13 protein-coding genes are annotated in these 13,434 nt (G+C 63.3%); 2 read left to right on the top strand and 11 right to left on the bottom strand.

Features of this window, described 5'->3' with window-relative positions; genetic code table 11:
• Window positions 1–2 precede the first annotated feature (2 nt).
• A complete protein-coding gene (locus tag ABXH26_RS13035) occupies window positions 3–2,945 on the top strand; it encodes an NACHT domain-containing protein (protein WP_353567513.1) in 2,943 nt (980 codons plus the stop codon).
• Between the two features lie 110 nt (window positions 2,946–3,055).
• Here the strand turns inward: ABXH26_RS13035 and ABXH26_RS13030 are convergent, their stop codons facing one another.
• The 10 genes from ABXH26_RS13030 to ABXH26_RS12985 all read right to left on the bottom strand — a co-directional run bounded on the left by ABXH26_RS13030 (window position 3,056) and on the right by ABXH26_RS12985 (window position 11,283).
• Window positions 3,056–3,754, bottom strand: coding sequence for an HU family DNA-binding protein (locus ABXH26_RS13030; protein ID WP_353567512.1), 699 nt, complete (start codon window positions 3,752–3,754; stop codon window positions 3,056–3,058).
• 258 nt (window positions 3,755–4,012) lie between these two features.
• Complete coding sequence (locus tag ABXH26_RS13025; RefSeq protein ID WP_353567511.1) at window positions 4,013–4,618, bottom strand: hypothetical protein; 606 nt, start codon at window positions 4,616–4,618, stop codon at window positions 4,013–4,015.
• Entirely contained in the window at window positions 4,615–5,913 is a 1,299-nt protein-coding gene (locus ABXH26_RS13020) for an AAA family ATPase (protein ID WP_353567510.1), read from the bottom strand. Before ABXH26_RS13020 ends, ABXH26_RS13025 begins: the two co-directional genes overlap by 4 nt.
• A gap of 70 nt (window positions 5,914–5,983) precedes the next feature.
• Window positions 5,984–6,784 (bottom strand): DNA-methyltransferase, encoded by an 801-nt coding sequence (locus tag ABXH26_RS13015; protein ID WP_353567509.1) that lies wholly within the window; start codon window positions 6,782–6,784, stop codon window positions 5,984–5,986.
• Between the two features lie 49 nt (window positions 6,785–6,833).
• The gene (locus tag ABXH26_RS13010) at window positions 6,834–7,028 is read right to left on the bottom strand and encodes a hypothetical protein (RefSeq protein WP_353567508.1); all 195 of its coding nucleotides are present in this window, start codon (window positions 7,026–7,028) and stop codon (window positions 6,834–6,836) included.
• Window positions 7,025–7,567 (bottom strand): nucleotidyltransferase domain-containing protein, encoded by a 543-nt coding sequence (locus tag ABXH26_RS13005; RefSeq protein ID WP_353567507.1) that lies wholly within the window; start codon window positions 7,565–7,567, stop codon window positions 7,025–7,027. Before ABXH26_RS13005 ends, ABXH26_RS13010 begins: the two co-directional genes overlap by 4 nt.
• Window positions 7,568–7,608: 41 nt before the next feature.
• Entirely contained in the window at window positions 7,609–9,093 is a 1,485-nt protein-coding gene (gatB, locus tag ABXH26_RS13000) for an Asp-tRNA(Asn)/Glu-tRNA(Gln) amidotransferase subunit GatB (RefSeq protein ID WP_353567506.1), read from the bottom strand.
• Between the two features lie 93 nt (window positions 9,094–9,186).
• Entirely contained in the window at window positions 9,187–9,993 is an 807-nt protein-coding gene (locus ABXH26_RS12995; protein WP_353567505.1) for a hypothetical protein, read from the bottom strand.
• 49 nt (window positions 9,994–10,042) lie between these two features.
• A complete protein-coding gene (locus ABXH26_RS12990; RefSeq protein ID WP_353567504.1) occupies window positions 10,043–10,720 on the bottom strand; it encodes a cupin domain-containing protein in 678 nt (225 codons plus the stop codon).
• A complete protein-coding gene (locus tag ABXH26_RS12985) occupies window positions 10,717–11,283 on the bottom strand; it encodes an RNA polymerase sigma factor (RefSeq protein ID WP_353567503.1) in 567 nt (188 codons plus the stop codon). The genes ABXH26_RS12990 and ABXH26_RS12985 overlap by 4 nt, the downstream gene beginning before the upstream one ends.
• A gap of 226 nt (window positions 11,284–11,509) precedes the next feature.
• Between ABXH26_RS12985 and ABXH26_RS12980 the strand changes: the two genes are divergently transcribed.
• Window positions 11,510–12,850: an OmpP1/FadL family transporter gene (locus ABXH26_RS12980; protein ID WP_353567502.1), complete on the top strand. Its 1,341-nt coding sequence runs from the start codon at window positions 11,510–11,512 to the stop codon at window positions 12,848–12,850.
• A gap of 16 nt (window positions 12,851–12,866) precedes the next feature.
• On the opposite strand, the gene ABXH26_RS12975 is transcribed toward ABXH26_RS12980, so the two are convergent.
• Window positions 12,867–13,274: a hypothetical protein gene (locus tag ABXH26_RS12975; protein WP_353567501.1), complete on the bottom strand. Its 408-nt coding sequence runs from the start codon at window positions 13,272–13,274 to the stop codon at window positions 12,867–12,869.
• Window positions 13,275–13,434: the final 160 nt, after the last annotated feature.

Genomic DNA, 13,434 nt, shown 5'->3' with positions numbered 1-13,434 from the left:
CCATGTTCGTAACCACTGCTGTCCAGTTCGGCCCCACCAAGCCTGATCGCGAGAGGTTCATCCACCCCTTGGATCACACCGGGTTGATCCGCTATTTCGAGCAGCTCCGGTTGGTCCATGGGAGCGTGAAGTTGCTCGGTCTGCCGGATGTGGACGAGCGGAACGATGACCTGCCGCTCCGCTCTCTCTTCGTCGAGCCAAGGGTGGGGCCGGAGCAACTCGGCACCCGGGAATTCAATGAAGCCACGGCGCTCAAGGCCACCCAACCTCTGTTGGAGGCTCTGGTAGAACACCAACGTTTGGTCCTGCTCGGCGATCCCGGCACGGGAAAGACCACGGTCACGAACTGGCTCTGCACCGCCCTGGCCCAACCGCTGGAGAACGAGGTGAGCGGCACGCTTGGGCGACTCGTGCCTCTGCCCTTCATTCTGCGGGACCTTCCGCTGGGCGTGTCCCTCAGCTGGGATGTGCTGCTGGAGCAATTCCTCAGCCGCCCATTCGCCGCGCCGTTGGCGAAAGACCGGGACCTGCTGGAAAAGCTCCTCGACTCGGGCCAGGCCGTCATCCTCCTAGACGGCATCGATGAAGTGGGAGGTATCGCTCGCCGCAAGGTGCTGAGAGATGCGGTGTGGGAGGGGTGGCACAAGTGGTCGCGCTGTCGCTGGGTTCTCACCTCACGGGTGGTCGGGTATTCCGAAATGGACTTCTCCCAGGAGTGCTTGCCGATGGCAGGTTTCAGATTATTCCTAGATGCCGATCCATCGGGAAGTCGCAATCTCCTGCCTTCCGAAGCGGAAGATGACGAAGGTGTATTGGCCGCCGCCCAAGATCGAAGGGCCTCGATCGAATTCGCTGAGATCCTTCATCTCTCGCCCTTCACCGACCGCCAGGTCCGTCAATTCATCGAGAACTGGTTCCGTCTCCGCGAGCCCGACCCGGCCCTAGCGCAAGAGACCACGAAGAACCTGATCGAGGCCCTGAATGCCGATGCAGGAACCAAGGAGCTGGCACGCATCCCGAACCTCCTCACCCTCATCGCCCTGATCTACCGTGTGCGGGCGAAGCTGCCGGACGGCCGGGCGGAACTCTACCTTCAGATCTCCCAAGCCTACCTCAAGACCATCGACGAGTTCCGCAAGCTCAAGGACCTGCCTCCCTACACCTTCGAGGAAAAGATGTCGTGGCTCGCCCGGGTGGGCTGGGAGATGCAACTGGCCCGGACAGCGGGTGGTCAGATCGAACGCGAGGATGCACCCGAAGGTGAGCCTCGGGAGTATCTCGCCACCGAAGCCGAGGTCCGGGGGTGGCTCGAGAAGGCGATGGAAACACGCTTCGGCAGTGAGGCGGGGGTCGAGGCCGAGAGATTCCTCGACTACGTGCAGCGGCGCACCGGGCTGCTGCTGGCCAGGGGCGAGAAGCGCTTCGGCTTCCTCCACCTGAGTTTCCAGGAGTTCTTCGCCGCCCGGTACCTCGCCGCACAAATCGTCAAGCCAGTCTGGGCAAAGGGGAATCTTTTCCCGAACCTAGGGGGAGAAGATATCAGCCCGACTTCCATCACTGCTCTCCGCGGCTACTGCGGCACCACCCTATGGCAGGAAGCGCTGGTCTTCCTCTTCGAGACGCTCGCCATCGACTGGTGTGAGCCGATCTTGGAAAGGCTCTATTTGGAAGCATCCACGCTCCCATCCGACACCGAAAAACAAAATATCCAGCCCGAAGACCGAGCCCGCTGGCTGCTCGCCGCTCGGATCGCCGGGGATCCTCATGTGGCTCTGTCCCAAGACCTGCGCCAGCGCCTCATGGAAGCCTGCTGGCGGTGGGAGCTGAATCGATGTTCCAACGAAGGCGAGGGGGAATGGTGGTCCGCGAGAAACGGAGTATCTCAGCAACTCTTTGCTAGGAGAGATATGCTACAAAGTGCTTGGAATTCTCTCAAGGAAGCATTCCGGGAAAGAAGCTCACAGAGTTGGCTTGACCTCAGCGGCTGTGTCTCCTTGGTCGATCTCTCACCATTAAGGGACTTAGCGGGTCTACAAAGGCTCTCCCTCGACGCTTGCGCGTCTCTGGCTGACGTGAGACCGCTGAAGAAGCAGGAGGAACTGCATACTCTCTGCCTTAGCGGGTGCGCCTCCCTAGTCGATGTGGAGCCCCTGAAAGATTTGAAGCGCCTCGACTTCCTCGATTTGAGCGGGTGCACCTCCTTGGTCGATCTTGAACCGTTGAAGGATCTACAGGGCTTGCAGGGTCTAAACCTTAGTGGCTGTGCGTCATTGACTGATTTCGAACCGCTAAAGAATCTGAAAGGCTTGAAGTGGCTCAACCTCAGTAGCTGTGCGTCGTTGGTGGATTTGGAGGCATTACGAGGCCTGGAAGGCTTGGAGGGGCTCGACCTCAGCTGTTGCACGTCTTTGGTCGATTTGGAACCGCTGAAGGAACTGACAGCCTTGGAAGAGCTTGACCTTAGCGGATGCAGGGCCACTAGCAATGTGTGGGCGCTCAAAAATCTGAAGAACTTGAACGGGCTCAACCTTGGCGGCTGGGAGTCTTTAGTTGATATAGAACCACTAAGGGAGCTGAAAAGCTTGGAGGGGCTCGATCTCAGCGGCTGCAGATCCTTGGTGGACGTGGGACCGCTTGAGGATCTGACGAGCCTGAAATGGCTTGATCTCAGCGGCTGTTCATCCTTGGAGAGCGTGGGCGCACTGAAGGATCTGAGGAGCTTGGTGGAACTTAACCTGAATGGCTGCAGGTCCTTGGCCGATGTGGGGAGTCTGAAAGATCTAGAAGCCTTGAAGAGTCTCTCCCTCCTAAACTGCACGTCCTTAGTAGAAATGAGGCCACTGGAGGATCTAGAGGCCTTGCGCTTTCTCATCCTAGAGGAACTTGGGAATCAATTTCCGGAAACGGTCACGAGGCTGCGGAAACGAGGGGTGGGGGTGTATTGATTCGCCCGGAGGTCGGGTCATTATCCGACCGGATCTCGGGTCATCGTCCGACCGGATGCGGAGTCGACATCCGGTCGGATCTGGTGCCCGGTGCAGGACCGGGTTGGGCGTCAGGGGACGGTGAGGGTGGCGTCCAGAGTGCCGACACGTACCTCAGCGCTCTTGTTCACCCGGGCGCGGACCTGCAGGCTGTAATCGCCGCTGGCGAGCGCCGGCGTCAGGAAGACGAGCTGGCCGGGCTTGTTGATGGAAACCACGGTGACCTTGGTTTCACCTCCTCCACTGGCGATGAAATAGACGCCCTCGTCCGCCTTCCCGGGATCGAACTTGAGACGGCTGCCGGCGAGGGTGCCGATATTCGAGGGGGTGAGCGCTCCGTTGGCATCGCCGCTGGCGGCATCGAGGAACTGCAAGGGGACGGGCATGGGGGTGACGGTCTCCTCTTTCTGCACCGAGGCATCGGCCCGGACGCGGGCGATGAAGCCCTGCGAGGCGGTGGCCGTGACACTCAGGGAGTGGCGGGAGGCGTCATAGCCATCGCCGGGCCCCACGAACACGCCTTGGAGGCGCGGGTAGAGATCGACGATGCCGGCCAGGTCCACGCGGTAACCCTCCTTGAGCAGGGCCAGGGCGGCCTCGTCGAGGAGGTTCATGACGGCGAGGAGGTCGGCTTTAGTGACCGTGCTGCCCATGGAGAGCATGCGGTCGACAAGATCCTCGCCACCGGCACGGCCGGTGATCTGGATCTGGGCATAGTAGTCGTTGGGGTCCGGGGTGAGGACGTTTTCGATCAGACTATATTTGATCATGGTTTGGTGTTGGTTGCAGCGGGGGGAGAAAGGAAAGTTCGTATGACCTCATGAGAGGGATGCGCAAGGGCAGCCGGGAGAAACCGGTCCAGGCCATCGGATAGGGGATATCGAGTGCTATTCCCACGACTGCAAGAATGGCAACTTCATGAACCGAAAGACGTCTCGTTGTCGAGCGACAAGTGTTTCATCGCTGCTAGATAACAAAGGGGCAGAGGCGACGTGCCTCGTTCCGATCGTGTGCGGGAGCGAAGCCGATCAAGGCAAAGACTGCCCTGTGGACTGGAGCTTCCCCACTGCTTCGGCCACCAGTGGGGCATGAAGCTTCAAACCTTCGAGGTCCAAATTTCCGCATTTGAATTGGTCATACCAATGTTTGCGGCTTCTCACGACTTTCGTTCCGTTTCTAAGCCTCAGCTGCTTCAGAGTGAACTCGGCCTGGGGCACCTTCTCCGGAGGAATGTGATCCGTGAGAATCAGCTGCATGGAGGGCAAAAGAACTTCGAACCAACCGTCCTCGACGTCGAAAGGGTCGAGCACCTTGTCGTCATGATTGCGCTTGGATCCATTGACCGAGCCGACCACGAACCGGTAGTTGCTCCATTCGTATGCCAGGCCGGGGTGGTTCTTGATGGATAGGTAGTGCTCGACCTGACCTTCTGCAATCCACATGGCCCACCAACCGCAACGCTGGTGAAACGCGTTTGAGAGGTGAGCTTCGTATTGCGTCCAGTAGTTGGGGAAGTCGGAAGCATTGAGGTGTTCCCCCCGCAGACGACGGGTGGCCCACCATACGGTCCCACGCTCGCGGCACTCCTTGTCGAAATCCGGCGGCTCAGGAATGGGGTGGGCTACCGGGATCATGACGACTCCTTCACACGGTCAAAATAGGGCTTCCACAGCGGCCAGAACTCGTCTTCTCCACCGAGAGCCTTCCGTAGCTCGTCATGGATGGTAGCGGCTGCTTCCGAAGGTGCCTTCGCGGGGACGGGATGCTTGGCCATGAAGTCGTTCGCCGCCTCAATCGCCTTCTGTGCCGCTACCGGATAGCTGCTGGGCAGGCCAAAGGAATCCGACTCCAGCCAATGCTCCGCAGCTCCGAGCTTGTGAAATGGGATGCACTCGAATTCGACCTTTCCGTCTTCCAGGTCGAAGTCGAAAAGCCGATCGGATTCGTCGCTCCAGAGGGACTCGACCGATCCGGTGATCAGAGGGGAATGGGTGGTCGCAATGATCTGCACGGAGTCCGCCTCGTCCTTCATCAGCAAGGACCGGACTACCTCGTGAAGCGCGGGCAGGAACACGCGCTGCCACTTGGGATGGAGGTGGGCTTCCACTTCGTCGAAGAGTAGAACCATTCGGCGAGTTGGCTTCTCACGTCTGATCTCGGACTGAATGTGGTGCTCCCGCCATGCCCACACCAGCAGGTAAGCCAGCGCAAGCACCCGCCTCATGCCGGACGCGGCCAATGTCACAGGAACCCTTCCATACGGCATTTGGATCGTAGGGATTTCCATGGCATCCCGCCCCAAGCGCTCCGCTGGCCCGATCTGCATCACTTCGGTTTCACTGGCGGAAAGCTGCTCCAACACCGCCTGAAGCGTCTTGAAATCACCGTTACCCTTCAGTCGCCAGTTCTCCACGTCTCGCAGGAAGCCGTTGCAGATGACACGTTCATCGCGACTCCCACCCTCTGACAACCCGTTCCAGACATCCGCGGCCCGAAAGTGGATCGCTTCGCCGCCTTTGAAAGAACCATCGGAGCTAAGGACCGGCTGCCAAACGGAGAAGCCACCGTCAATTCGTGCATAGAGGACAAGTGACTGGTTGATGGTGCGGCTCGCTCCTTGAGATGCCTCTGAGTTCACCCACATCCGCATCCCGAAGTCGAATGCTTGGCTTACGGATACCGGACCTTCTTTAGCATCCGCCCGACACACAGAGAATCCGATCGTGGGTGGATCCTGTTTGTCAGCGGTCGGCGACGGGTAAAATGCTCGGTTGCCGGCGAAGGACCAAGTCAGCGCATACCAGCAGGCGTCCAGGAGGAAAGTCTTGCCGAGACCGTTGTCACCGGTGACGAGGTTCACGCGCTCTCCGAACTCCGCTTCGAGGTCTGGAGCGGGGCCGATCTGGTGAAGTTGGAGGTGGGTGAGCATCGATTCCGGCGGCAAGGTATCGGCTGGACCGGGGTGATGTCACGCTTTCGCCTCCAGACGGCCTCGAGGGCTAAAGCAGCGTCTCAAGCCGCTCCTTCGCCACGGCGAGGTAGTGGTCGTCGAGCTCGATGCCGGTGAAGTGGGCGAGGCCCATCCGTTTGGCGGCGACGGCCGAGCTGCCGATGCCGAGGAAGGGGTCGAGGAGGCGGGTTTCTTCGCCTTTGCCGTGGAGGCGGACGCATTGCTCGACGAGCGCGACCGGGAAGGTGGCGGGGTGGGGGCGCTCCTTGTCGCGGGAGTTGATGGTCTCGTAGGGGATGAACCAGGTGTTGCCGCGGCAGCGGAGGTCCTGGCCGCCGGTGTGGCCCCAGCGGGCGATGTTCGACTTGTCCTGATAGGGCACGCCAGCACCGCGGCGGTCGAGTGGGACATCGCCGGTCTTGGTCAGATGGAAGACATACTCATGGCAGTCGTTGACGTAGCGCTTCGAGTTGATGGGTTTGAAATGGCCGGCGCTGATGGACTCGCCGGAGCGGGTCTGGACGGTGATCGACTTGATCCAGTGGAAGGTGTTCTGGAGGACGAAAAGCTCGTCGGTGAGGGCGAGCAGGACCTGGTGGGGGAAAAGCGGGTTCGAGGGGGCGGCGCCGACGTTGAGGAAAAACGAGCCGTCGGGGGTGAGCACGCGCTTCACCTCGGCGGCCCATTGCTGGCACCAATCGAGGAACTCGGCGCGGCTACTGCGATCGTCGTAGGTCCGGTAGGCGATGCCGAGGTTGTAGGGCGGGGAGGTGACGACGAGGTCGTGCGACCCGGCGGGGAGGGTGGGGAGGACTTGGAGGCAGTCGCCGAGGAGGAGATGCAAGGTCACGGGACCGGGTTTAGGTAGGAAACGCGCCGGCTGAAGCCAGCGCTCCGGTTCAGCCTTGATAGCGGAACTCCTCCATGCGGCCTTCGTTGCGCATGAAGTCATCCTGGATCTGCTCATCGGTCATTTCCGCGCGGGAACGGGTGGCGGAGTCGCCGCGGACCCAGGCTTCGAACACGCCGAGAGATACCTGCGGGTCGGGCGGGTGGTCGGAGAGGTCCGGGAGATTGAGCTCGATGATTTTCATGACGGTCCGAGGATCTGGTCGAATGCTTCGGGAGTGGCGTAACGATGACACATGAGCCGGAGCTCGTCATGCCCGATCTGACGAGGATTTCGTGCGATGATCTTGCGGAGGTCGAGGAGGTCCTTGTGTTCGCGGGTGGCACCATCCTTGAGAGCGTGGAGCTTCATCGCCACCAGGGAGCGGAGACCGAGCATCGAAACGCTCAGGGGCTCGGGGGATGAGACCGCTGTTTCAGCCATGACCCGGAACGTTTCGTCATCGACCCAGATCAGGTCGGTGAAGGGGATGGAGGGATCGAGCTCATGTTTGAAGCGCGAAGCCATCCCGTCGGATTTCCGCACGAAGCCAAGGCGCTCCATCAAGCGGCAAGCAGAGTCATGTTGATCTCTACGGCAGATGTAGTCGATGTCGAGCGTGGCGCGGGAGTAGCCATGGAAACAGACGGCCCAGCCGCCCGCCAGAACGAGGGGCACCCCTTCGTCGGCAAAGCGCTGGAACAAGGAGTAGGCGAATTCGGGGAGGTGGCGCTTCGGTTCCATGTTTGGTGAGGGGGCATGACGGATGGAATCCGCCGCCACCGTTAGAGCAACTTGCTTTGCAGGATCTCGGTGACCTGCTTGGGGTTGGCCTTGCCTTTGGAAAGCTTCATCACCTGGCCGGTGAGGAAGTTGATGAGCTTCTCGTTGCCGGCCTTGATCTCTTCGACCTGCTTGGGGTTGGCGGCGATGGCCTGATCGCAGAAGCCTTCGAGTTCGCCGGCGTCGGCGGGCTCGAAGCCCATGTCCTTGGCGATGGAGGCGGGGTCCTTTCCGGGAGATTCGAAGAGGACGAGGAGGACTTCCTTGGCCTGGTTGAGCGCGAGCTGGCCGGACTCGACGAGGGCGAGGAGGTCGGCGGTCTTGTCGGCGGGGACGGGGCAGTCGGCGATGGCGATGGAGCGCTCGTTGAGGAGGCCGAGGAGGGTGTTGAGGAGGAAGTTGGCGGCCTTTTTGGGAGGGAAGGCGCTTTGTTGATTCACAGGCGGGACGCCTGTGCTCCTTTGGATGATGGCCTCGAAGTACGAGGCGAGGGGTAGATCGGCGGCGAGGACGGAGGCGTCGTAGGCGGTGATCTCGTAGTCCTGTTCGTAGCGGGCGGCGCGCTCGTGGGGCCGCTCGGTGAGGAGGGGGCGGACTTTTTCGAGAAGCGGCGCGGTGTGGATGGGAAGCAGGTCGGGGCAGGGGAAATAGCGGTAGTCGTGGGCGTCTTCCTTGGTGCGGAGGAGCTGGGATTCGCCGCGGTCGTCATCCCAGCGGCGGGTGCTCTGGACCTGCTCGATGCCTTGCTGGAGGTCTTCCCACTGGCGCTCGATTTCATAGTCGATGGCGCGACGGACGGCGGAGATGGAGTTGAGGTTTTTCAGCTCGATGCGGTTGCCGTAGGGATCGGAGGGCTGGCGGCGGATGGAGATGTTGACGTCGCAGCGGAGCTGGCCTTTTTCCATGTCGGCATCGGAAATGCCGCCCTGCTGGAGGATCATCTGGAGCGAGCGGAGGAAGGCGAAGGCCTCGGCGGAGCTTTCGATATCGGGCTCGGTGACGATCTCCATCAGCGGCGTGCCGGCGCGGTTGAAGTCGATGATGGACGAGGTGCCGAGGTGGGTGGACTTGGCGACGTCTTCCTCGAGGTGGATGCGGTTGAGGCGGACCTTGAGATCGGGCCGGGGGATGTTCTTTTTGACGTCGGTGGGGTAGTTGAAATCATACACCGGGACCTCGCCGCCGAGGCAGAGGGGAAGGTCCATCTGGGTGGTCTGGTAGTTCTTCGGCATGTCCGGATAGAAGTAGTTCTTCCGGTCCCACTTGGAGATTTCGGGCGAGCCGCAGTCGAGGTGCAGGCCGGCGAGCAGGGTTTTCTCGATGGCGTGGCGGTTGAGGACGGGCAGGGCGCCGGGGAGGCCGAGGCAGACGGGGCAGGTGTGGGTGTTCGGCTCGTCGGCGAAGGAGGTTTCGCAGGCGCAGAACATCTTGGTGTTCGTTTTGACCTGGCAGTGGACTTCGAGGCCGATGGTGACGAGAAAGCTCATGAGAGTTTGCTAGTTTTCAGTGTCCAGTTTTCAGGGCTGAAACCGGGCAACCGGCGAGAGTGAAGCGGGTGGCGGGGAGGATGGCCAAGGATTTTAGAGGTCGGCCCGGGCGAGGACTTCGCGGAGGTTGTCGTTTTCGAGGAGGCGGTCGAGGCGGGGGTCGCGGAGGATTTCCGAGTAGCGGCCCTGGCGGGCGAGGGCCCTGAGTTCGGGGTCGGACAGGATGAGGTCGCGGATCTGGCTTTCCTCAAACACCGGGATGGCCCTCGGCGGCGGGTCGTCGGCGGCGGCGATGAGCTTGGCTAGGCGCACGCGGAGATCGGAGGTGAGCGGATCGACGGACTCGAACCAGGAGCTGGGCAGGGCGGTATCGACGCTTTCCTTCAGCCGGGCGAGGAACTCGGTGTGGTCGGGGAGGTCGTGTTTTTCCACGAAGGCCTGGATTTCCGCCACCGAGCCTGCGTGGCGCAGCAGGGTGACCCCGCCGAACCACAGGGCGGCGGTGGGGATGAGGCTGAACAGCAGGGTGAAGGCCCAGCGGACCGGCGAGCGGCGGTTTTTTTCCGCGGCCTCGGCATTGGGCGAGCGGAGAGCGCTGAAGATGCCCTTGGCCACCCCGCGCAGGAGCAGCGCGGCCAGTAGGAACACCAGCACGGGCAGGCCCCAGGAAATCAGCTGCGATTCCGTGCCCAGCAGGTCGCGCGACATCGCCGGGGCGTCGCGCCAGGTGACGAAGGCCGCATAGCCCGCCACACAGACCACCGCACTGCCCCAGAGGATGCGCACCAGGCCCTTGAGCACGGCCAGGCTGGCGATCGCCCCGAAGATCAACAGCGCCGCGGTGCCGAGACTGATGTCCGGGATGCGGTCGAAGTTGAGGGCGGAGACGAGTTCGTTCATTCAGGCGGCCGGGGCGCGGGGCGGACCTTGGGGAAACGGGGCCGCCGAATCAATTCGCCTGATGGCTTTTCCCGCGGAGCGAGCGCAGGGAGCGGACCAGGCCTTGGTAGAGCTTGTAGGTCCGGCGCGGGTGGTTCTGGCGGGCGGTGATCATCAGGGCGCGGCAGCCCTGATGGGACACGGCCTTATGGTGGCGCGTGCCGGGCGCCGAGCGGAGGTAGTCGCCCGGACCCATCACGCGGCCCTCCGTTTCCAGGTCACCGCTGATCATGTAGACCTCCTCGGTGCCCTTGTGGGCGTGAGGGAAAAACACGCCGCCGGGATCGGCTTCGAGCAGGATGAGCGTGTGCGGGCTGTCGGCGAAGTCGGAGATCACCTTGAGCCGGATCTTGCCGCCGGGCAGCGGGGTCCACTCGCCTTCGTCATGGCGGAGGAAATGAAAGCCCGCGAGGGGGGCGTCCTTCTGGGAGAGCTTGTCCGCCTGGATGCGGGCCATGATGCCGGCCTTGAGGTCGGCGGGCGGGTCGACCGGGGCGAAGGCCGCGGAGGCCATGGCGGCCACGCTTTCATCGTAGCCCATCGCCGAGCGCGCCGCCTGGCTGAAGGGGCACTCGTCGCAATGCTCCATCGCCGCCGCATCGGGCCCGTCGAGGGCGCCCAGGGCGGTCATCACACCGAATTCCTCCGCGAGATCGCGGGGATCGGGCTTGGATGGCGGGTGGTTCATACAGGATCGGCTTCGTCGCGAGTCACCACGGAACGAACGCGTTCCATCGCTCTTCGGATGCGTGATTTGATCGTTCCGAGCGGCTCTCCCAGCCGCTCGGCGATCTGCGACTGTGAAAGTCCCTCGTAAAAAGCAAGTTCCAATGCCTGCTGCTGGTCGTCAGGAAGGGTTCGCAAAACTTCGCGGAGGTGCTGGGCGGTCTCCTTCGAAATCAGGAGGCCGGTCGGATTTTCCGGCATGCTCTCAAAGCGCGGCTCCTGGCGCAAGCGGTCGTCGCCGGCGTCCCGCCGCTGTCGCTTGCGCAGGCGGTCGATGGCGAGGTTGCGCGTCAGGTGGATGATCCAGGTCGAGGCCTTGCCCAGCCGCGGATCGTAGCGGTCGGCCTTTTTCCAGATGGCGAGGAAGGCTTCCTGCAGGATTTCCTGGGCCTCGGCGTGGTTGTGGGTGACGCCGAGGGCGATGCCGAAAAGGGACGAGCTGAAGGCATCGTAGAGGGCCGAAAAGGACTCCGTGCATCCGGAGGCGATGCGGGACAGGAGGATTTCCGGCTCGGGTTCAGTCATCTTCGGGGAGTCGGGCGTGACGTTGTCGCGGGTTGAGCGGGGCGGCTACCGTTTTTTCCGAAGAAGACGCATCCGTCCGGTGCCCGGGCGCGTTGCTCCCCACGAAGACGTCCCGTTTTCCCCCGAACGGGCCGGGACAGTGGACCGGCCCGAAAAAACCCGGTCGCCGCGGCGAGTCCGATCCCCCTCAAGACTCGCTCGCGGCGACACCCTTTCTCGACAGCCGGTGCTTCGCTTGAGAAGGAAGGGCGTGGTGCGGCGGTTTCTCCAGCTTCTGACGGTTTCCTGGCTGGGCGCCGCGGGCGTGGCCCCGGGAAACGGAGTGCTGCATGAGGGCTTCGGTGCCCGGGATGCCGGGGCGGCGGGCGTTTTCGCGGGCACGGATGGCGATGCGCTGTCCGCCATGCAGACCAACCCGGCGGCGCTGGCGATGCTCGGGGGTGACCAGGGGACGATTTCCCTGCGTGGCGGCTGGGCGAACGGTCGCTTCACCAAAGGCGGGCGGCGCTATCAGATGGAGGTTCCGGGCGGCTTCCCCGAGGCCGGCCTGGCCTGGCGCCCGGCGGGCGGGGCGGTCACGCTCGGGGCTTCGGTGGCGCCGCTGGCGGCGGCCAAGGGCGAGTGGGTGTTTCCCGACGCGGCGGGCGGCATCGGCGGCATTTCCTATGGCGCGGCGCATCCCCACGACAGCGGTTTCCTGGCGGCGCGGGCGAATGTGGGGCTGGGATGGAGGCTCGGCGATGGCTGGGCGGTCGGGGCCAGCATCGGGGCGGTCTACGGGCGGGTCGATTTCGATGCGCCGTTCATTTTTCAAACCCATCCCGCGCTGGCGGGCGCGAAGGTGGATCTGGACCTGGCGACCGATGGCTGGGAGGCGATGTATGAATTCGGGGCGGTGTGGGAGCCGCGGGACGACGTGAGGGTGGAGTTTCACTGCCGGCCGCAGGTCACGCTGGATCTCGACGGGCGGGCCGGGGCGGATTTCAGCGCCCAGCTGCCGCCGCTCGGGCTCGGAGGGACGCCAGCGCTGGCGAACTACCGGGCCCACACGCGCAATGCGCTGCCGACGGTGGCCGGCGCGGGTCTGGCGTGGCAGATGCTGCCCCGCTTCAAGGCCGGGCTGCGGCTGGACTGGATCGGCTGGGGCAATGCCTTCGACGTGCTCGACGTTTCCCTGACCGGCGGCACCAATGCGGCGATCAATGGCGCGATCGGTGCCCACGTGGCCGACCGGGTGCCGGTCCGCTGGAAAAACACCTGGGTCATCGGGCTGGGAGGTGAGTATGAGATCGATGACCAGTGGTCGCTGCGCGGCGGCTGGCGCTGGGGCGAGTCGCCCGTCCCGTCGGCCTTCGCCACGCCGCTCAATGCCTCGCTGTTGGAGCACACGCTGGCGGTGGGCCTCGGCTGGCGGCAGGACTCCTGGCGGCTGGACCTGAGCTACGAGTACCAGTTCGGCGGCGCGGCCAAGGTCATGGCAAGCGGCTACCGGGCCGGGGAGTATGCCAACAGCAAGCTCGACTTCGATGCCCACGTGGTCGGCCTCGGCCTCACGGTGAACTACTAGGACAGCCGGAGTTCGGTCATTCGGCGGAGCGGTCGTTGGCGAGCGTGAGGATGGTCTCGACGTAGACCTGCGCGTCCGGGCCATCCGGCTCGGCTCCGTGGGAAAGGGCCCACTGGAGCTCGCCGGCCAGCTCGACGATCGCCTCCCGGTTTTCCGCCGAAACCCCGCCGTCGTCCCGTGTGAAGCGCGCCTGCCAGTCGTCGCCGCCCATGCGCGTCACCACCTCGTGGCTGAGCGGTCCCCGGGTCCCCGGGCCCTCGGCGCGCTGGCGGGCGGGCGGGATGACGCCCGGGGTCGGCGACCCGGACGGCTCGCCGGGGCGGCCGGTTTTCCACAAGGCAAGGGCCGCGACGACGAGCGCGACGGCGGTGGCGCGGATCACGAAAAGGCGGTGGTGAGGGGAAAGCATGGCGTCATGAAGCATACGCCCGGAAGAAAATATCGGATTCACGGCATCCGATCGGGGGGTGGGGCGCGTTGCCTCTGATGAGGTCGTGCGATCCGGGTGGATCGGATGACCTCGTCTTGAGAATCCCAACTGATGATATGATGAAATTTTCCCTAACACCGAATCGCGGTCTCCG

Origin of the sequence: Haloferula sargassicola (assembly GCF_040362925.1) — a bacterium.
Lineage (GTDB): Bacteria > Verrucomicrobiota > Verrucomicrobiia > Verrucomicrobiales > Akkermansiaceae > Haloferula > Haloferula sargassicola.
Note: the sequence above shows the minus strand (reverse complement) of the source record. Positions and strands in the feature narration are given on the sequence as shown.